Genomic DNA, 21,226 nt, shown 5'->3' with positions numbered 1-21,226 from the left:
AATCGGTTTACATTTCGATCTTATGCATAGCAGTATGCTTGTAGTAGGTTGGAGTAACACCGTAAACATGTTTGAATTTCTTAATGAAGTAGGCAGAACTGTTGAAGCCAACCTTAGTTGAGATCTGCTCGACATTCAGATTAGTCGTCAAGATTAGCTCACTTGCTTGCTGCAGCCGCTGTTTCGTGACGAAATCGGTAAAGTTCAATCCGGTTTCCTCCTTGAATATGCGGCTTAAATAACGAGGGCTCAACTGGACCTGTTCAGCGACCATATCGAGGGACAGTTGAGTACCTAAGTTAGCTTGAATAAACAGCATAGCTGCTTGAACAATTTCATTGTTCTTGTTGTTGCTGCGACTCTCAATGTACTGAAAGGCGGATTCTGCAACGCTGATAAGCCATTGCTGAATTCGGATGATATCCCTCGCTTGTTTGAAGCCTTCACGAAGCTCCTGTTCGATCCCATCCTGTGATTTATAATGTATTTCGATTAAATATTGACGCACTACAGTAAATGCTTCTCGCCATTTATGGTGGCAGTGCTCCGCTGAATAATTGCGTTCAGCTAGCAGATCGACGAATTGCTGCACGCTTTCCCGAACACGATGGATCTTCCCGGTACGCAAGCTGGCGGCAAACTCCTCCAAGTATTCCTCACATATGACCTCGTTGCTGCCTTCCCTTGCCAACAACGTTTCCCCGTAGTAAATGCCGTTTGCAGGTAGAAAGAATTGATAGTTCATCAATGCATGCGTCTTATGGAACGACAGATGAAGGTCGAGTGGTGAAATGACCCACGGTCCTATAGCAGCTGCAATACGGGTGGAGAAGGTGATATCGACATAGCGGGACACATCTCGGAGCAGGTCGACTATTGGTTTATCATGAGCCTCTCTAGCTCCTACAATGGCACATAGCTGATCGTTTCCATATTCCGCAACTAACCATACCAGATGATGATCTGAACAAGCTTCGATATGCTCGATTAGATGATATTTCAGAAATTGACTATTTTCTAAGTTGATGTATGCCATTTGTTCAGGATCAGGCTTAATCAGGACGGCACAGAAGCAGGGCATGCTTAGATCCATCTGCAACAGCTTTACCCGCTCTGCTAGCTCTTCCTGACTGCGAATCGTTTGACAAAGCAGTCCCGTAACGAAATTATGCTTGATGATCGGCATGTTGGTGGTAAGTGTATCCTGCAGCTCATGAACCCTATTTGACAAATTATTAATGACCTTATCGATCAGATGATATTCGTTGACTGTCTTATCACCCTGCGGTTGATGGAACAATCCAGCAGCCTTAGCAATAATCGAGCGGAGCGGGTGATACATATTGAACGTAAAAATGTTAGAGATGATGATTCCGATCAGAATGGCGATGATACAGATTAGAATTAAGGTGTTGCGAATGACTGTCGATTTCTTGTAGAACTCATCAACTGGCGTAATGTTAATCAGCTTCCAGTCCGTTCCCCCAAGCGTCTGATAGGTGATCATAGATTTCACATCATCTACTTGTTCGATGAAGTTGCCGGACCGTTCAGAAGATTGCAGGATATGACGGATGTAGGGTTCCTGCTTTATATTTCGATATAAGGATTGCGGCTGACTGTCAGAGACGATATCCCCTTGTGTATCTATTAGAAGCATCTGACCGACGTCGATCGGCTCAGACGATCTAATAATGCGATGAAGAGCTTGTTCATTCACATGAATAGCAACGTACCCTTTAATCTTGTTCGGATCAGAAACGATAGGATACGCACGCACGAAAGTCACTAGATCGGAGGCCTGCGAATTACAGCATTGAGCGCCTGACACTGGACGCGCTGCAAGCCATATATCCTTTCGCTGTGAGCGCTCAATTGTCTCGATCCAGTCGGTATGGAGCGTTCTGTTATTATCCATAATTGTCATGCCTGTTCGAGAAGAGATCACCATATTGTTGACTTTGTAATAGACGCTGATGGAGTCGAGGATATCTGAATTGCTGGTAACGATCATTTGGAGCATCTCGTAAATGTCCTGAATCTTCATGTGTTTGCCAGACACGGTGTTATTGAACAGCAGCACGAAGTTGTCTTTATACTCTTGTGAGGCGACCAATTGCAGATATAGCTTATCCGCATGATTGACAACCTTATCCTCCATGATCTGTCTGATCTGAGCGAGCATCCGATGGTTTACCTTCTGCACCTGTTCGTTGAAGTTGGAAGTGAAATAGAGATAAGAGGTGACTCCGACAAAAATTAGGGTGATTAGGATTAGCGCAATATAAGACAATATCAATTTGTAATATACGGTGTTCCATTTCTTAAACAGCTTCATCGTTGATCTCCAGCTCCATTGTGATCCGAATGGTGAAATGCTTTCGGTAGGTCAGGTATATCAGGCAATGTATTCACTAATAGGTGACTATAATATTGTAAACGCTTTCAATGTGTTGTGAACGTACTAAACAGCGCTTTATTTCATAAATAATACCATTTTTATATGTTTCTGTGGAAGGGGAAAAGAAAATGTCTTGATGAAGAACGTACGTGAATTATCCCACTTTTCTCATGATGAAGATTCTTATATTTTCGTGAAATCTTGCTATTTCTCAAAGCTCGATCATGCACTATTTTGGTAACAAAGCCTTTTAGGTCATTCTAGTAGGCCTGACAACCAAGAAAGGAGGAATGATATGAACCGTACGCCGCTTATTCATGACCAACGATCGGTAATTCATCGCATCTTTACACAATTGTGGCTTAACCATCTGAGTCCTTATTGGAAAACGAGGTACCTAGTTCTTCTGTTTCTGCCAGCGATCGCATACTACATTATTTTTCATTATGTTCCGATTTACGGGATTCTGATCGCCTTTAAAGATTATCGGTTCAAACTCGGCATATGGGGTAGTCCTTGGGTTGGCTTAGAGCATTTTCGCGATTTGTTCAGTTTGCCTAGTTTCTGGGAGGTATTTCGTAACACCATTATTATTAGCTTCTATAAGCTAGTATTCAGCTTCCCGGCACCCATTATTTTGGCACTGATGCTTAATGAGGTTAGACATATGATCTTCAAGCGATTCGTGCAGACGATTAGCTACGTGCCTCATTTTTTATCATGGGTAGTCATTGCTGGACTATTTGTACAATTTCTTTCGCCGTCGATAGGGCCGATCAATATTCTGCTAAAGGCGTTCGGGATCGATCCGATCTATTTTCTCGGGGACCCGAAGTGGTTCCGCGCTGTACTCGTGCTGACTGAGGTGTGGAAGAGTGTCGGTTGGGGAACGATCATTTATTTGGCGGTATTGACGGGTATTAATCCTGATCTGTATGAGGCATCTAAAGTAGACGGCGCTTCCCGCATGCAAAACATACGTTACATCACATTGCCATCCATGGCTCCGGTAGTGACGATCATGTTTATTCTTGCTGTCGGTCAAATCGTCAACGATGACTTCGACCAAGTGTTCAATCTATATTCTCCTGCCGTTTATCAGGTCGGCGATGTACTCAGTACCTATACGTATCGAAGGGGGCTTGTCGAGCTAGAATACAGCTTTGCAGCTACTGTTGGCCTGTTTAAGAACATCATCGCATTTGTGCTGATTGTCATTACGAACACGATATCTAAGAAGATAAACGAGTACGGTTTATGGTAGTCTCGCGATGTACTGTTCAAACGGCTGATGGAAATGACAAAGCGAAAAGGAGGTGGTAGCATCGTGACCGGCAGAAGAACCTTAATGAAATCCGGATATGTATTTGACTTTGTAAATTATTCTTTATTGATTCTGCTGTGTGTCGTGACGATATATCCTTTTCTGTACTTGCTAACGCTCTCCCTTACGTCTGGAGATGTATCGTTGACGCAATTGAATATCATCCCCAAAAAGGTGACTTTTCTGAGTTATGAGAAGGTGTTGACCAATGAATATGTAGCTAACGGATTTGTTCGTACGTTGACCCGCACCATTATTGGAACCATTGTTACGGTAGTGGCGATGGTCCTTACTGCTTACCCGTTAGCGAAGAAGCAGTTCCCACATCGAGGATTTTGGACTATGTTTATTGTGTTCACCATGTTTTTCTCCGGAGGCCTGATTCCAAACTACTTCCTGGTCAAGAACCTTGGGCTTATGAACACCATATGGGCGCTTATATTGCCAGGCATGATTCATACCTTTCAGATGCTTATTGCCCGCAACTTCTTTATGACCTTGCCTGAAGCGTTGGAGGAATCAGCCAAGATTGACGGTGCGAATGACATTACGGTTCTTATTCGGATTGTATTTCCGCTATCAATGCCGATCATTGCCACTCTTACATTATGGTCAGCTGTCGGGCATTGGAATGCATGGTTTGACAGTCTCATCTATATTACCGATTCGCATCAGCAAGTACTGCAGGTTGTGCTGCGGCGTATCGTCTTGGAAGGAACCAAGCAGATGATGGACTTAGGTGCTTATAATGACGAGAATATCATTGCCAATCCTGAAACGATCAAGGCAGCAACCGTTATGGTAGCAACTATTCCGATACTTCTCGTGTATCCATTTGTGCAGAAGCATTTTGTAAAAGGTATCATCGTCGGCTCGTTGAAAGGATAGAAGAGTGCTGCTAACGACCGTTTTGAGAGCGCTATCATATTTGAAGGGGGAATCTACTCATGTATAACCGTACGAAGAAGCTGTTATCTATTGGAATGATGCTGTGCTTGACTATGACTCTCGTGTTATCTGGCTGTGGATCCAATGAAAGCAAATCGAATAATAGCGAGCCGCAGGTGTCCACTAACGAAGGCAACAAGACGAATGAAGAGAGCAAGCAGGTCGTGCCAGATGCCAATAAGAAATATACAATCTCTGTGGCTATTCCTTCTACTCAACCGAGAGACCCTAATGGAGAGATACTAAAATATTACGAAGAGAAATTCAATGCGGATTACGATGTGTGGGATATTGAAGCGGGTAAATATGAGGAATTGCTAAATCTTAAATTCGCTTCTGGTGAAATTCCCGATCGTTTCCGAGTTACGAATGGTTTTGTCAATTTGGCTAAGTACGTAGATCAGGATCTGTTAGCTGAGATTCCAATTGAAATGCTTAAGGAGCATGCTCCATATCTGTACAACGATTTTATTGAAAAACAAGCTCCCGGTGCTCTTGAGTACGGCAAGATAGATGGAAAGCTATATGGAATCCCGCATCCTGCTGGCATTAATTATAGAAAGCCGATCATATGGCGCGGTGACTGGTTAGAGAAAGTAGGAATTACGAAGACGCCTGAATCGTTGGAGGAGTTTGAAGAGGCGTTCTATAAATTCGTAAATGAAGACCCTGACAACAATGGCAAGAAGGATACGTATGGACTGTCCCAATCCGGACTCGAAGCCATTTATGGCGCATTCGGATATATTCCAAGTATATGGCAGAAACGTGATGGTCAACTGGTATATGCGTCTGTACAGCCAGAAGTTAAACAAGCGCTAGCTTATTTGAGCAAGTGGTACAAAGATGGCGTGATTGATCCAGAGTTTATTACGGGTGAGAATCAGGGCGGATATTCTTCGTTCTCCCAACCATTCTTCAACAGTCGGATCGGGTTTACGAGCGTTGGCGGGTACTATCATTGGAAGCCTTTATTGTACCCTGGTGACTCGAAGTCAGAAAACTTCCTTGAGATGAAGAAGATTAATCCAACGGCTGTTGAAAAACTGCAATATGGATTGCCGCCAAAAGGACCAGAAGGCAAGATGGGATCACTATGGAGCAGTGTAGTAAACGGCAACTTCGAAGTGTTCGGCAAGGATATGGAGAAAGACCCGGAAAAGATGGCTAAGATGCTGCAAGATATGAACGATTTCAATGTTACCTACGAGGATTATCTCACCTCGATCTTCGGCTTCAAAGGTCAGCATTGGGATAATGACAAAGAAACAGGCCTACCTGCGCTCAAGGAAGGTGTAGACGCTAATTCTCTGTCTAAACAAGGCGTTGGCTTGAATCCATTTGCAATTGCCGAGTATGATGTGATGCGTGCCAAGCCTCGCTTCGATTGGGCAGATGAGCATTTCTTTGCAATCGGCGGTATCGCTAACGAATTGCTGGCACCACTTCCTTCTGACAGCAAGTATAAAGCTGAGCTGAAGAAGATGGAGGATGAAATGTTTATCTCCATCATTACTGGCGATAAGCCGCTAGATTACTTCGATGAATTCGTTAGCAAATGGGAGAAATCAGGCGGTGCTCAGCTGACTAAAGAAGCGAATGAGTGGTTTAGTACTATAGGAAAATAAATGCCTGTTTAGTGGTAGCAAGCTTACTTTCATCGTTACACCGTTCATCCAAATATGATAACGGAAGGGGAGCTACTTTAATCAATGAACAGACAAAAGTTTTCACTCCTAATGGCTTTACTCATGGTAATTACCTTTACATTGGGCGAAGTTGGCGCTGCCGCAGCTGCGGCAGTATCTTCAGGAAAGGGAGAGTCAAGTACCAATGACTTATTTCCGTTCTCAGCAGAGTCGGTTACAAAAGCGACATATGGCAAAGTGGTTCATATCACTTTAGACGGTTTCTACAGTGAGCTATTCGATTTGGCTAAGGAAAAAGGCACGAGCATTCCTAATCTATCTAAATTGGTGTCTTCTGGAGTTCGCTTCACGGATATGAAAACGACGATTCCGTCGAATCAGGCTGCCCGTTATTCTGCAATGACTGGTGCTTACCCCACAGAGACCGTAAACACGTCCGTTTATTACGACCCCGCTGCGAAAGCGATTGTTGGCGATGGTCAGAATCGTCCAGAGTATGAGCTCTTTACGAATCAGGCAGAAACGTTAACCCAAGTGTTGACGGATAATGGTCGTTCGGCGTTAGCCATTAACATGAAAGCGGTGAAAGACGAACCCGTGTATATGGCTACAGGTTCCACAACGATGCAAGCTGCAGTGGAGGCTGCTATACAATACATATCAGCTAATGACCAGCCTGATTATTTAGCGCTTTACTCGGATGATTTGCGCATTGGCGGTACTTATTTGAACAATCAGTCAGGACTTGCCGACAATATGCTGCTAAAACTGCAAGCCGTTGACGTGCAGTTGGGTCTTTTGATGGACAAAATTAAGGAAATCGGGAATTCGCAGGCAACGACTTACGTGATTACCTCGAACGTTGGAAATGCTGCTGGTGCTGCAAAGCAAGCTCCTGCAGTTGTCAACGCTCTTTCCGGTCTTGGATTTCCTGTAGCTCAAGTTCGAGCAGGAGCATTAAGTGATTGCTGCGTATCCGGGGATTCTATGCCAGATGATCCGTCAATCTTATGGCTGAAGAATTACCAAGCGAAATACATGCAATTGTACTTCCTCAAAGAAGTTTCAGAGGTGGAATATAATCAGATTGTCAGCAAGCTGAAATCGCTCGCCGTTGTACAAGATGTGTTGGGGCGAGCAGAACTTCAAACTCTGCGTGTCGATCCTCGATTTGCTGACTTGTTAGTGGTGCCTGCGACGGGTGCGACATTCAATCCAGCTGCGACAGGGCAAACGACGATTGATACGCTCGAGCCTGAATTGAGAACGATGTTTGCGATCATTTCCGGAAATAAGGTCGCGTTAGAAGATAGGGGCGGAAAAGTAAAGGAAGAAGTCGCAATTGTGGATTGGGCACCGACTATTGCTAGCTTGCTAGCAGTCCGTAATCCACGGAACTCGGAGGGACGCAATTTGTTGAACATGGGGGTCAGTCTTGTCGACAGTGGGTATGCGATCTACATTAACTGGGATGGGTTCGCTTATAATTGGTACGAATTAGCCAACACGGCTTCGTATACGGGTACGCCAACCTTGAATGCCCTCATACAGGAAGGTATCACCTTCACCAATGCGCGTACCAATTTGCCTTCCATTACGAATCCGATGCAAGTCGGTATTGTTACTGGTGGATACCCAATAGATACGGGTAATAGCTATCGCTATTATGATGTGTTGCAGAATAAAGTGATTCAATATGCACGCGATAACAAATTGGAAACATTAGCTGAGGCAGCTGTCAATCATGGCATAGATATCGCTGCTGCTGCGACATATATCTTCGAGGGACGAGGGGCTGAGGCCGGCAACGAGAAGCGTCCTTATTTTGGGGATATCGGCTTTGGTGAAGCTGTGGATGTCTTGATCAATCTAATCAATGAGCAGCCGGTTGTGTCTGGTGGGAAAACGATTAAGATGGATGGCATACCGCGATTCATGTCCGCATATGGTTCCCAGATCGACGCTGATGGACATAACCAATCGGGAAATACAGTTGCCACGCTGAAAGAATATAATGACAGAATTGCAAAGACGGTAATAGATTACGATGCTCATCTGGGACGACTCGTTCAAGCGCTGAAGGATGCGGGGATATATGAACGGACTACGATATTCTTAACGACAGATCATGGTATGGCTACATTCGGAGCGCCGATGCAGAACCCGCAACCGCCTTATCCTCCAGGAACGCTATCCAGTTTGACGGATCTGGAGCAGACAATTGCTGAAGTGGGACAGATGTTCCAAGGTGAGAACTTTAAGGTGGAAAGCGTATATCAGGAAGGTCAACAAGCACAGCCGGATACTCAAGTCGTCATCACGTCTGTCGGTCTGAATGCGATGATCAATTTCCGCATACCAGTTGAGAACGCAGTATATGAGGAAATTGTGAAGCGGGTGCAGTCTAAGGAATATTATGGTGACCATCTGTATAAGATGGACTTGCTCAAGAGAGGGATGCCTCCTGGCTGGGCGGATCTGCTCATTTCCCCTAAGCCTCCGTATAACTTCAAAACAGGCAATCCCGATCAGGCGAGAGGTATAAATGGACAGCACGACTCACTGGATGATTCCGCGTCACACATATTTATGTTGATGTCAGGAGCAGCTGTTAAGAAGCAGTTTGTTTATGACAAACAGGTACTCAACTTGAACGTTGGGCCAACGATTGCTCGTGTACTCGGCATTGAAGGACCTTCTGGAGCTAAAGCCCAAGTACTTGATGATGTACTAATATATGCTTATAGAGGGCCGCTCCTGAAGATCGATGACCTCGTTGAAGATGCTGTAACGGTAAATACGGAATACGTTACGCTTAAAGGCAGCACCTCGCCTCAAGCGATGATAAGAATCAACGGGGAATTGCTCGGATCAGCGGATGACGCCGGTATCTTTGCGGTTCAGAAGAAGCTCGATCTTGGTATAAACCGATTAATCGTTGAAGCAGAGGCAGATGGACGAAAGACGCGTCAGATCGTCTTCGCAACCTATGAGGCGCCTAGAGAGGAACTGCGACAGAAGTTGGAGTTGGCAGACTCTTTATATAAGCATGCTGTAGAGGGTAGCGAATTCGGCCAATATAAGCCTGGATCAAGAGCGGCGCTGTTCGCGGTTATCCGGCGAGCGATGCAGGTGAACGATAATCCGGCTGCACTTGAGGTGGAAGTAACTCTTGCCACGCTCCAATTGAGCGATGCGATTGCTCAATTCCGTGCTGGCTTCTATGGAGGGTATCATATATATGGGGATTTCTTGCTGAACGGTGCGGATAAACAAGATATACGCATTACACTGCATAATGACGATAACAGTGTGTCGTACACAGCGGCATATAAGGAGTCAGGCACTACATCACTTGGAAAATATCAATTATCTGATGCTACTGACGCCCTTGGTAACGTAATGGCTGGACGATTACATTATTACTTCGATGTTCCTGCTGGAGCTTATACGATAACCGTGACTCTTGGGGACAACACAGTGTCCACACAGGTTGAGACTAATTCGAATACCCTCGCTGCTTTCCCTTGGGGCACATACTTCACGCAGTATGTAGAGGACATGTCTATGCAGCCGACTAATTTGGAGGGGCCTGCTGTCCCGATGGGCTTAACCGCGCATAGAGGCAATGGGAAGGTGTCGTTGTCCTGGGAGGCCAACAAAGAGCCTAACCTTGCTGGATATTACATCTATGTTAATGGTGAACAAACAGCAAGCTATACGACAGGTAATACATCGTTTACGATCGACGGCTTGAAGAATGGCCAGATGTACTCCTTCCGCATAAGCGCATTCGACACTAGCGGCAAGGAATCAGAAAAAAGTGCGGAAGTGGCAGTCATTCCAGGCGATATGAGCTTCATTATCAGTGATGGAGTACTGACGCGTACAGCAGGAATATCGGCAACCGTGAAAGTTACCCCAAGTTCTAATTCCGCTCAAGAAGGTATGCCAACGGTAGTGTTTGAGCTGATGAAGGGAACAACACCAGTCAGTATTATCGCTTTGCAGCAGCAATTGACGTCCCCTGAGGTGCTTACAGCCCATTTCAACGTGAGCGGAGCTGACTATACCGTTAAAGTATTTGTGGTGGATCGCTTCGACGGCAGCCTCGAGAATATCGGCAACAGTTTGGCTGAGCCTGTTACGTTAAGATAAGGGCTAGCTACAAGAGTTGTTGGAGATCGATTGGCTTATTCATCGATCCGTGAGGCGGAGCCATTAATGGAAACACAATCTTAACCGCCGGATCTGTTGTTAGGTCCGGCGGTATAGGAAAGCGGGGGATTTCAAGTGAGAGCCCGGATACTTCTTATGTTTATCGTTATCGTTTTATGCTTAAGCAGTACACCAGTAACTATGGCAGCTTCGCCGGTCATTTCTCTGGACGCGATTAGTGAGAAACGACCGGGAGATGCTGTGACCATTGCAGGAACGGCCGGTTGGGATGAAGTCCTTATTAAGGTGGTACGTCCCGACAACACGATGTTGTATTATGACGTCGCGCCTGTTTCTGAGGGCAACTTCGCTGTTCATATCACGTTACCTGCAGACGCTGAAGCAGGAACGTATATAGTGGTAGCTGGTAAGGGAAATGATGTGACGACACGTAATTTCGTCGTTAAAGAGGCTGCTGATTCGGGAACAGGATATTCGTTTGGCTCCGGGATTAGCGGCAGCATTGGAAAGAGGCTCGGAGAGGATGCCGCTACAATTACGATCGTTAAAGGGACTGATGGAAGAGATGTGAGGAAAGTGCGTCTGGATCCGGCACGATTGAAGCAGGCATGTGCACTGTTGGCTGACTCGCCGAGAGATGAACAGGTAGTTATCGTTCAGGTCGCAGGTGTTGAATCGGTAGCAAATGTGGAAGTACCTTACTCCGTCTGTGTAGATGCAGCTTTGAAAGCACCGGATGCGGTTATTTCGATTCAATTTCATGATTTTACCTATGAATTGCCTTTGAAGTTGTTTAAGAGCGGCGTCTTGGATGAGCTGTTAGGTACACCGTTAGGTGCGGACTTATCGCAAGTGAAGCTGCATGTAGGCATTGGCGTGATGGACAGTTCTTTGTCAACTTCATTGAAGGGGCTTGTACAGCAGCAAGGGGCGCAGTGGATTGGTGAAGCTGTCGAGTTTAACCTTAACATCGAGATGGACGGTCGGCTGGTGCCGATACACCAATATGGTAAACATTTCGTAGTAAGAACGATGCACATCAATCAAGCGCTGGATGCGTCTCGAACGACAGTGATTGTCTTCGATCCTGTTAAAGGTACAATGAGCTTTGCTCCCGCACAATTTACGGTGAAGGACGGACAGACGCATGTCGCGATCAAGCGGAATGCGGATAGCATCTATGCAATTGTACAATCAAGCCCTTCATTTCATGATATAAAGGGGCATTGGGCTCAGACAGATATAGAGCTGCTTGCTGCCAAACGAATAGTTAATGGAATTACGCCGATGAATTATGGTCCAGATCACTCGATTACGCGGGCGCAATTTGCGGCTATGCTCGTTCGATCTTTAGGGATTACGCCAAAGCAAGGTAAGGTGGAGTTCTTGGATGTGCGGTCTTCGGAATGGTTTGCTGAGGTAGTGGGAACGGCAGCGGATGCAGGAATCGTCAACGGATATGAGGACGGGTCCTTCCGACCGAATGATAGCATTACTCGTGAGCAGATGGCCGTGATGATGGTGCGAGCACTGGATTGGATCGGAAATGGTAACACTGCCACTGTTTCTACTGATATATTGGCTAGATTCGCGGATCACGCGAAGATCGGTTCTTGGGCAATACCTGCGATGCAGCGGGTTGTGGCAACAGGCCTACTGGAAGGCGTAACCGCCGATACTCTCGCCCCCAATGAGCTTGCGACGCGGGCACAGGCTGTTGTCATCCTGAAGCGCTGGCTGCAATATGTGGAGTTTATCAATCGCTGATGAGAAGGAATATGAGGCTGGCTCATACTTAATAGGGAACGATTACAGGAATATTTTCAACTTAACAATGTAAGATACCGGTCCGGAAAGAAAGCTAAGTTTCATTTTAACTTGGTCACTGTGGTGTATAACTGCACGAAATTAGCATGTGAACGAATAAATAAACAAGCTCAATTGAACGTAGCATAATTTCAAAAGTTTAGGTAACTGAAATTGGGTAAGTCTATAGTTCTACAAGTTAATGCATTATACAATTGATTCAAATCCATATGAAAATGTTGTACATTCTACAACAATAAGCACTCCAAAGCAGTAAACACCCTTAGATTGTTGTACAGAATACAACAATATCTCAAGAACACTATGAATTTAGGAGTAATATGAGTATTTTCTTGTACAAAATACAACATTTCATCGTTTTTGATCAGCAGAAATAGATAATGTTGCACTTTGTACAACAATTCGCTTGAAAATAGCATGAGCTAGAGGCTAAGAGCACCAATGTGCATCAACGTATTGAGAAAAGCCCAAAAGGGACTGTCCTCGAGCAAGGCAATACCATTGCCATTGCATGCGAGTCAGTCCCTTCGTCAAATTATTTGAAAGTGGAGTTAGCCATAGCGGAGACGATATGCTTCTGCATCATGGTGAATACGACGATGATCGGCAGTGTCGCCATGACACTTGCGGCCATGATGATATGGAAGTACATCGCTTCATCGCCTGCAATCGAATCTCTCAGCATCGCGATACCGACAGTCAGCACTCGCATATCATTCGTGTTGGTCATAATGAGCGGCCAGAAGTACGAATTCCAGCTAGAGATGAAGATCAATACGCCAAGGGTCACGATAGTCGGCAGCGTCATCGGCACCAGAATGCGATAGAGCATCGACAATCTGCCTGCGCCATCCACGCGTGCTGCCTCCAGCACATCGTTATTAACCGACTTAAAGGCCTGACGCAGCAGGAATATGCCATATGCCGAAGCCCCATGCGGTATGATGAGCGCCCAGAACGTATCGAGCCAGTTCAGCTTGGACATAAGCACATATACCGGTACAAATATAACCTGATCCGGTATTATCATTGCTGCAAGAACGAAGAAGAACAGTGCATCTCTGCCCGGAAAGCGTCCCTTTGCAAATGCAAACGCAGCCAGCAATGCTACGTTTAGTTGAAGGAAGATGATGCCGACGGTCATGATCAAGGTGTTGCTGAAGAAGCGCCCGTAAGGCATGATTCGGAATGCTTCAGCATAATTGTCCCATGCAAACGATTCAGGCCACAGCGTAGGTACAGCGAGGCGCATCTCTCCCTGTGTCTTCAGAGAGCTGATCAGCAGCCAGTACACAGGGAAGAACATGACAGCAGTCACGATCAGCGCGACAATCAATCGCAAGGCGTACTCCGTTCTAACCCTGCGCTGACCGGCCATGCGGTTAGCCTTCATAGTGCACCTTCTTTCGACTGACGTACCATTGAACGAGCGTTAACAGCATGATGATGACGAACAGCACCATAACAAGCGCAGAAGCTCGACCCGTCTTAAAATCAACGAAGGCCATCGTATAGATCCAATAGACTATCGCATTTGAAGCCTGCAGCGGCCCGCCGTTGGTCATGATATCGATGGATTGAAACACCTGCATCGAAGAGATGAAGGTTGTAATGACGAGAAACAGCGTCATAGGTGATAACAGCGGCAGTGTGATATTCCAGAATTGTCGCGAACGAGTCGCGCCGTCTATCGCAGATGCCTCGTAATACTCCATCGGAATGCTCCGCATGCCGGCGATGAACAGAATCATCGCGAAGCCGGCGCCTTTCCAGACCGAGACGGCAACGAGCGCCGGAAGCACGGTGGTTGGATCGACCAGCCAATTAACGCCCTCAAGCCCGAACCATCGCAGCACAGCATTGAGCAAACCGTACTGGCTGTTATAGATCCACACGAATACCATGGCTGCAATGACCATGGATATGTAATGAGGCATAAATAAGATGCCGCGCATAAATCCAAATAAGCGAGAAGAGTGAACATTGAACAGCAAAGCGAGCAGCAGGCCGAAGCCTAGCGTAAGGGTAACATCCAGACCTGTGTAGATGAACGTTACTTTCAAAGAGTTGTAGAAATCCTCATTGGTTAGAAGCCATTCGTAATTGTTAAGCCCGACGAATTTCTTAACAGGCCGTGTCATGTTCCAATTAGTCAGACTGATATAGAACGAGTACACTAACGGATAATATAGAAACACAACCAAAAATGTTAATGCTGGCAGTGCAAACATGAAGTCCTTCAGCTTCTCCAGCTTGCTTCTGAAGGATGTGCGCCGAGCAGAGGAGGACACCCGTGTAGACGGGGGTGTCACAGCCTCATTAGCGCTTTTAATACCGGATAACTTCGTGTCCATTATCAGCCCTCGTAATCCGCAAGTATGTCATTCATCTTCTTAGCGGCTTCAGGCATCAATGAAACAGGATCTTTCTGATTCAGAATCATCTCTCCAACCACTTCTTTGTAAACAGCGCTGAATTCAGGATAAGCTGGATGCTGAAGGCGCGGAGTTACATTGTCAAAGTTATCGAATACGACTTTATATTGCGGCCATCTCTCAAAGTATGCTTGACCTTCGGCAGACTCGAACGCCGACTTGCGTGTTGGCAGGTAGCCGACGGACTCCGCCCACTTGATGTTATGCTCGGAGGAAGTCATGAACTTGACGAATTTCCAAGCTGCTTCCTTCTGTTTCTCATCCACGCCGTCCATCATAACGATGCCTGCACCGCCGATATTAGACGTACGAGTCTTGTCTCCTGGAAGGAAGGATACACCCACTTCAAAATCAGCATTCTCACGATACATCTTCAAGTTAGCTGACGTGTGTTGAACCATAGCGATTTCACCGTTCAAGAACATTTGACGCATAGTATCGGAAGCGCCTTTGCCGTAGCCCATATGCATCGAGCCGTCCTTCAGCCATTTGTTGAAGTTCTCGAGGTAGCGAAGCGACTCTGGCGTTTCTACAGCTGCTTTCTGCTGATCTTCTGTCAGAATGCTGCCGCCGCCATTGATGTTCCATGGATCGTAATACCAAGTGTCCCAGCCCGGAACAGAGAAGGCATAACGAGTTGTTTTGCCATTTTCACGCTTCGTCACCTTTTCATTGAAAGGTTCGATCTCATCCCATGTTTGCGGCGGTTGAACGCCAAGCTCATCTAGTAAAGTCTTGTTGTAGACGAATACGCTGGTGCTGACGATGAGCGGGAATCCGTATTGCTTGCCGTTATAAGCATAAGCTTGCAGCATGCCTTTGGAGAAGTCGTTTACATCTACCTTGTCTCGTTCGATATAAGGTGTCATGTCTGCGAAGACTCCGCTGTCTGCAAAGTTAGCTAAGGATGCAACTTCAACATTCGTAACTGCGGGTACATCGTTAGCAGCGACTGCAGCTTGCAGCTTCTTATGCAGATCACCGTAACCGCCTTGATATACCGGTTCAACCGTGATGTATGGATATTCCTTATTGAATTCCTGCAGCATGTAGTTCAATCCTGGCATCTGCGCCTCGGCATGGGAATGCCAGTACTGAATCGTGATTGGCGTTTTGTCCTCTTGTTCAACGGGTTTTGCAGCAGCCGGTTCACTGCTTCCTTCAGTGGATTGGCTTGTAGAGCAGGCTGCCAGACTAAGCGCTAGTGTACAAGCGAGAATTGCCTTGAACCATCTCTTTGCTTTCATGAAATATACCCCTATTCTCTCGAGTGTAGTTTGTGTTCAGAGTGATCTTTGTTGCATATATTTACCTTACATTCCATCTGTTAACGGACGGTAAGGAGTATGTAAATGTTTGGTTAATAAATGTTGAGATACAAAACTTTTGCACACGAAAAAACCCGAACCCCTCTATCAGCGAAGTGATAGGGAGGTTCGGGTTATGTTGCGCTGTTATAATTACCAGCCGCGTATGTAGGACTTAGGCGGCGTTAGCTCAGCCTTCAGCACCTGTGCCGCATGTCGCGGCCAATAAGGATCGCGCAGCAGCTCACGGCCCATGAAGACGAGATCGGCGCGATAATGCCGCACGATATCTTCCGCATGCGATGGCTCCGTAATGAGACCAACAGCGCCAGTCATGATTCCTGTCGCTTGGCGGATGTCCGAAGCATACTGCACTTGGTAGCCTGGATAGACATCCGGCTTAGCAGGAACGAGTCCGCCAGAGCTGCAGTCGACCAAGTCGACGCCTTGCTCCTTCATGCGGCGGGCATAATCGATGAACGTCTCCCAGGAGTTGCCGCCTGGGGCGTATTCATGAGCAGAGATGCGGACGAACAACGGTTTCGTCCAGTCACGGCGAACAACATCAATGATATCCTCTAGAAAACGATATCTGTTATCAAGGGATCCGCCGTAGTTGTCCATGCGCTCATTGGTTAATGGAGACATGAACTCGTTGATCAGATATCCGTGAGCGCCGTGAAGCTCGATTACATCGAAGCCAGCTTCCTTCGCTCTGCGAGCGCCATCAGCAAATGCTTTAATCGTCTTGCGAATGTCGTCGAGCGTCATTTCTTGTGGAACGGCATAGCTATCGCTAAATCGAAGAGCTGATGGAGCAACCGAATTCGGTACGGTCGCCTTGCGGCCCGCATGGGCGAGCTGAATACCGATGCGCGCTCCCTGCGCATGTACCATATCGACAAGACGGCGCAAGCCTTCCACATGCTCGTCGCTCCAGATGCCGAGATCCTGCGCTGAGATGCGGCCATGCGGCTGAACAGCTGTCGCCTCAAGCATGATGAGTCCAACTTGCCCCACGGCGCGGCTTGTATAATGAACAAGGTGCCAATCATTTACCATGCCGTCTTCCTGTGAGCAGGCGTACATGCACATGGGTGACATAACGATCCGGTTCGGTATAGTCACATCACGTATTGTAATAGAATCGAATAATGATGGCATTGCATTCCCTCCTATATCTAGATGGGTATAAGTAGATAATGAAAATGTTCAAGCTTCTAAGAGAAATATTCTCTAATTCTGATTCTACTAATATTATACCCATAGCTTCTGTATAGAAACAAATCCAGCACGCTGCGTACTTCCTTCTCGTTACTTCAGAACACGATCCATCCACGCCAAGCAGTCAGAAGTGACCTCGTCGCGATTCGTTTCATTGAGCAGCTCATGCCGTGCTCCAGGGTAGGTAATAAGAGTTACATCATTTATGTTAAGTTCACGATACATGTCAGCTAAACGCGGAACCCCCTTATTAAAGTTGCTGACAGGGTCTTCCGTTCCAGCGATCATGAGAACAGGCAAGTCCTTGGGAATGGAGCTCATCACGTCCGATTGATGAATACGGTTGAGCAGCTTGAAAAATTCATGGTAGAAGCCAACTGTACATACATAACCACAATGTGGATTGTCGACATACTTCTGCACTTCTGCCTCGTCCCGGCTTAACCAGTCGAACTCAGTCTTATGAGGGTCAAAGCGGCGATTAAAGCCGCCAAAGGTTAAGTTGTTAATAAATGTGCTGCGGTGTTTCCATCCTCTCATGCCTGCGATAAGGCGCGAAACAGCGATGCCTGCGAGCAATTCCGGTCCTCGAGGACCGTTGCTGGCGCAAAGGACAGCACCGTCCAGCAGCTTGCCGTGCTGAGAAATATACATTTGTGTCAAGAAAGAGCCCATGCTATGTCCAAATAGAATAAGCGGAACTCCCGGATGACGATCTCTTATATAAAGGGTCAATCTCTCCATATCGCTTACCATATTCATCATGCCATGTTTGCTTAGATGCCCCAGTTCAGTATCATTGGGAGCCGTTTGTCCGTGACCGAGATGGTCATTAGCGTACACAACATAGCCCGCTGCCGTTAAAGCCTCGGCAAAGCGTTTGTAACGATTACCTGTTTCGGCCATCCCGTGCGAAATCTGGACAGCAGCTCGTATACTTGTCTCGGGTTCCCACACATTGACATATACCTTGCCGCGGCTGACACTGTCCATCCAGAACGTTGAAGCTATCATAGAGAAGCCTCCTCCATCTTTATTACATTCAACATATCCTATTTACCTACTTGTGAAAAGGGTTATCTCAAGGATATATGACGCTATTGAAGATTGTTACCAGCGTGCTGTTATCTATGGTATGATGGGTTCGTTCTAACATGGACAATAAATTAGGGGCAAGGAGGATGGGCTATGTTCCAACCTGCGATGTACAGCGGCGATCCAGCTAGAGATTATCCTATGCTGCGAGCGCAATTGGCTGCTTTGATTGAAGATGAACCGAGTCTAATCGCGAATCTGGCAAATGCTTCAGCCTTGCTCTGGCACGGATTGAAGGATATTAACTGGGCTGGCTTCTATCTATATGAAGCGTCCACTAACCAGCTGGTGCTAGGTCCATTCCAAGGGCTGCCGGCATGCGTGCGCATTCCGTTAGGACGTGGAGTGTGCGGCACAGCGGCTGCGGAGCGCATCACACAGGTTGTGCCGGATGTGCACGCCTTCCCAGGACATATTGCATGCGACGCGAATTCGCGCTCGGAGATCGTCGTACCGCTTATTCGAGACGGTGAGCTCGTCGGCGTATTGGATATCGACAGTCCGATACTGGAGCGCTTCGGTGAGCAGGATCGGCAATGGCTCGAAGAGCTGGCAAGGTTGCTTATGATCGAGCAGCGTGATATTTAAGAGGACCTCAGCGGGTGCAAATCTAACGAATATTGAATAATAGGGATATTATCTTTATATTTGCACCCGTGATCGGCCGAAATCGAGGGAGAGATGAGCTTATCATCATTGCTTGTGTTCTCAATAAGTCGATATAATATACGTATTGATGCATCATGCTGATGTAGCTCAGGGGTAGAGCAACGCACTCGTAATGCGTAGGTCGGGGGTTCAATTCCCTTCATCAGCACCATCCATATTCCAGTAACAGCGCGGCTTCTCGGATGTTCGAGAGCCGCGCTTTTGTGTGCTTGTGAGCATCAATGGAATAATAATCTGCTCTCAGTTTGGGAGGGTGATATGTTACCCAATGCCCAGTTGCAGCTATATTGGACGAATCCATGATAGATAGGCGAATTTGTGGTCGTAAGGCTTCTATATTGGAGGTATACACTATAAAATCCGGAAATCGCACCAATTGTGCTATTTTTGCTCAAAGTTAGTGTACGGATCCAATATAGCAGACGATTGAGCTTAAAGTCAGGTTCTATCCTGTACAATATCCAGTATAGGTGCGTGGCACTTACGGTACGGCATAGGGTGAGACTCTTATTCTATAGCAATTGGCTTAACGAATTCTCTTTTAGCTTGTAGTAACGAATAGTGCGTCCCTTGGAAATAGGCTCTAGCCAGCCCTTTTCTGTTGCTGAATGTAGAAGTTTACGTACGGTGCGGTAATCGATCCCCCAAGCATCACATACATCTTTCGGACGTATGGGTCTTCCAAGCTGCCAGGCAAGATGAAGCAATTCCTTCTCCTTCTTTGTCGTTCGATTTTCTGTGTAGTTATGGAGTAGATAAGGACCAATCGCGAGCTGAAGCAGCATACGGCAGACTTCAGGGCGCTGCTGCACATCATCGAAGGAGAAGTGGATCATACGCCAACCTAAGCCTGTGAGAAAGGTATCCCGATTCAGTGAGTAGCTGAATTTTTCACGGTCCATATCTTTTACGTGACTTTGAAAGCCGTCACATTCGATGCCGAACTGTCCGAACGGAGTAATAAAGGCAAAGTCGAGAAATTGGGATTTTCGATTCCAGTCATATATTTCGTACTCAGGATGCAGGTGGTCGAAGTTTCCGAACAGGGGCCACCAAATGTTCTGAAGTAATAGCTTCTCTGCATATTGATGTCCGCGAAGCAATCGGCCCTTGCGTTCGCCGCTTCGGCTCGCCAAATGCTTCTCAAGAAAAGCATGATGCGATGATTCGAATGCGTTCAAGTGTATCGCCTCCAGTCTTGAATATAAACAAAAAAGAACGTCCAACAACCTTATGGTAGTTGGACGTTCTTCGTCTAATATTATTGTAACAGGCGAAGTGGTTACACGTCTATTAGCTAAGCGGCTATGTTGGATATATCCACTAACTTTCGATAAATAGCGCTTGTAGACAGGGTTATAGTGGATAAATCCAACTAAATAGCACATTTGTGTCCAAATGAGCAGATTTATAGCTTTCTATCTTGGATAAATCCAATATGGAGGATGGTTAGCGGCCAAATGATCTACCTATCCTGCATCCATCCATTATAGCGGAGGGTACAGCGAGTTACAGTCTGCCCAACGTTTTTTATGTTATTTTAATGTTCAGATAAGATCCCTTTAATATTCGCGCGGTATATTTAATTCATCAAATCACCCCCCTTTTAACCTTAACATAGATGATTACAAGCAAAGCGGTTGTAAGATCCCCCCTCACAGGGTCTTGCAGCCGCTTTTGCTATTCTCACACGAAATATTTGAGACTAAACTATAAGAGGTGCGTATGTAGATTCGTAGAAATTACCACCTCAAATTGTAAAGGAGATGTGCATATGGGATTTTTAGACGGTTTAATGGGGAATGCTTCATCCGTAAATGAAAAGGACGTTCAACAGGAGCTACAGTCGATTCTTTTCCAAGGAGAGACGGTCGATAAGGCATATAAGGTCATCCGCGATATGTTCGTATTCACGAATAAACGCTTAATTCTGGTGGATGTACAAGGCGTTACGGGCAAGAAGGTGGAGTATCTATCGATTCCGTATAAGAGTATTTCGCGATTCAGCATCGAGACAGCGGGAACGTTCGATCTGGATGCGGAGTTGAAAATTTGGATTTCGAGCGCAGTCGAGCCTACGGTTTCGAAGACGTTCAAAAAAGACTCCAACGTATATGAAGTGCAGAGCTTGCTTGCTGAAAAAGTACTGAAATAATCGAATGCATCTA

The 21,226-nt window shown here is 46.2% G+C and carries 14 protein-coding genes, 1 tRNA gene and 1 pseudogene; 9 read left to right on the top strand and 7 right to left on the bottom strand.

Going from position 1 to position 21,226, the window contains the following annotated elements:
• Positions 1 to 7 precede the first annotated feature (7 nt).
• Complete coding sequence (locus tag ACXX53_RS13595) at positions 8 to 2,338, bottom strand: helix-turn-helix domain-containing protein (RefSeq protein ID WP_458569188.1); 2,331 nt, start codon at positions 2,336 to 2,338, stop codon at positions 8 to 10.
• Between the two features lie 358 nt (positions 2,339 to 2,696).
• Between ACXX53_RS13595 and ACXX53_RS13590 the strand changes: the two genes are divergently transcribed.
• The 6 genes and pseudogenes from ACXX53_RS13590 to ACXX53_RS13565 form a co-directional block, all read left to right on the top strand.
• Positions 2,697 to 3,665, top strand: coding sequence for an ABC transporter permease (locus ACXX53_RS13590; protein ID WP_458569187.1), 969 nt, complete (start codon positions 2,697 to 2,699; stop codon positions 3,663 to 3,665).
• A gap of 63 nt (positions 3,666 to 3,728) precedes the next feature.
• On the top strand, positions 3,729 to 4,613 hold the full coding sequence (locus tag ACXX53_RS13585) for a carbohydrate ABC transporter permease (protein ID WP_458569186.1): 885 nt from the start codon (positions 3,729 to 3,731) through the stop codon (positions 4,611 to 4,613).
• A 59-nt stretch (positions 4,614 to 4,672) separates the two neighbouring features.
• Entirely contained in the window at positions 4,673 to 6,301 is a 1,629-nt protein-coding gene (locus tag ACXX53_RS13580) for an extracellular solute-binding protein (protein WP_458569185.1), read from the top strand.
• 84 nt (positions 6,302 to 6,385) lie between these two features.
• Positions 6,386 to 10,480 carry an alkaline phosphatase family protein gene (locus tag ACXX53_RS13575; protein WP_458569184.1) on the top strand — a complete coding sequence of 1,365 codons (4,095 nt, stop codon included), beginning with the start codon at positions 6,386 to 6,388 and terminating at the stop codon, positions 10,478 to 10,480.
• Positions 10,481 to 10,681: 201 nt separating this feature from the next.
• Positions 10,682 to 12,268: an S-layer homology domain-containing protein gene (locus ACXX53_RS13570; RefSeq protein WP_458569183.1), complete on the top strand. Its 1,587-nt coding sequence runs from the start codon at positions 10,682 to 10,684 to the stop codon at positions 12,266 to 12,268.
• A 42-nt stretch (positions 12,269 to 12,310) separates the two neighbouring features.
• A pseudogene (locus ACXX53_RS13565) lies at positions 12,311 to 12,457 on the top strand (IS5/IS1182 family transposase); the annotation flags it as partial.
• 406 nt (positions 12,458 to 12,863) lie between these two features.
• On the opposite strand, the gene ACXX53_RS13560 reads toward ACXX53_RS13565, so the two are convergent.
• The 5 genes from ACXX53_RS13560 to ACXX53_RS13540 all read right to left on the bottom strand — a co-directional run bounded on the left by ACXX53_RS13560 (position 12,864) and on the right by ACXX53_RS13540 (position 18,308).
• The gene (locus ACXX53_RS13560; protein ID WP_458569182.1) at positions 12,864 to 13,721 is read right to left on the bottom strand and encodes a carbohydrate ABC transporter permease; all 858 of its coding nucleotides are present in this window, start codon (positions 13,719 to 13,721) and stop codon (positions 12,864 to 12,866) included.
• A complete protein-coding gene (locus tag ACXX53_RS13555; protein WP_458569337.1) occupies positions 13,711 to 14,559 on the bottom strand; it encodes a carbohydrate ABC transporter permease in 849 nt (282 codons plus the stop codon). The genes ACXX53_RS13560 and ACXX53_RS13555 overlap by 11 nt, the downstream gene beginning before the upstream one ends.
• A 125-nt stretch (positions 14,560 to 14,684) precedes the next feature.
• Positions 14,685 to 16,010: an ABC transporter substrate-binding protein gene (locus ACXX53_RS13550; RefSeq protein WP_458569181.1), complete on the bottom strand. Its 1,326-nt coding sequence runs from the start codon at positions 16,008 to 16,010 to the stop codon at positions 14,685 to 14,687.
• A gap of 213 nt (positions 16,011 to 16,223) precedes the next feature.
• Positions 16,224 to 17,234 (bottom strand): NADPH dehydrogenase NamA, encoded by a 1,011-nt coding sequence (gene namA, locus ACXX53_RS13545; RefSeq protein WP_458569180.1) that lies wholly within the window; start codon positions 17,232 to 17,234, stop codon positions 16,224 to 16,226.
• 150 nt (positions 17,235 to 17,384) lie between these two features.
• Positions 17,385 to 18,308, bottom strand: coding sequence for an alpha/beta hydrolase (locus tag ACXX53_RS13540; RefSeq protein ID WP_458569179.1), 924 nt, complete (start codon positions 18,306 to 18,308; stop codon positions 17,385 to 17,387).
• Between the two features lie 174 nt (positions 18,309 to 18,482).
• Here ACXX53_RS13540 and ACXX53_RS13535 point away from each other — a divergent pair, with 174 nt between their 5' ends.
• Complete coding sequence (locus ACXX53_RS13535; protein WP_458569178.1) at positions 18,483 to 18,977, top strand: GAF domain-containing protein; 495 nt, start codon at positions 18,483 to 18,485, stop codon at positions 18,975 to 18,977.
• Between the two features lie 157 nt (positions 18,978 to 19,134).
• Positions 19,135 to 19,209 (top strand) — tRNA-Thr (locus ACXX53_RS13530).
• A gap of 361 nt (positions 19,210 to 19,570) precedes the next feature.
• Here ACXX53_RS13530 and ACXX53_RS13525 read toward each other — a convergent pair.
• Complete coding sequence (locus ACXX53_RS13525) at positions 19,571 to 20,239, bottom strand: BlaI/MecI/CopY family transcriptional regulator (protein WP_458569177.1); 669 nt, start codon at positions 20,237 to 20,239, stop codon at positions 19,571 to 19,573.
• 593 nt (positions 20,240 to 20,832) lie between these two features.
• On the opposite strand from ACXX53_RS13525, the gene ACXX53_RS13520 reads away from it, so the two are divergent.
• Positions 20,833 to 21,213, top strand: coding sequence for a PH domain-containing protein (locus ACXX53_RS13520; protein WP_458569176.1), 381 nt, complete (start codon positions 20,833 to 20,835; stop codon positions 21,211 to 21,213).
• Positions 21,214 to 21,226 lie beyond the last annotated feature (13 nt).

Source organism: Paenibacillus marinisediminis (assembly GCF_054343325.1).
The sequence above is the reverse complement of the archived record's forward strand: the minus strand, read 5'-3'. Positions and strand labels throughout refer to the sequence as shown.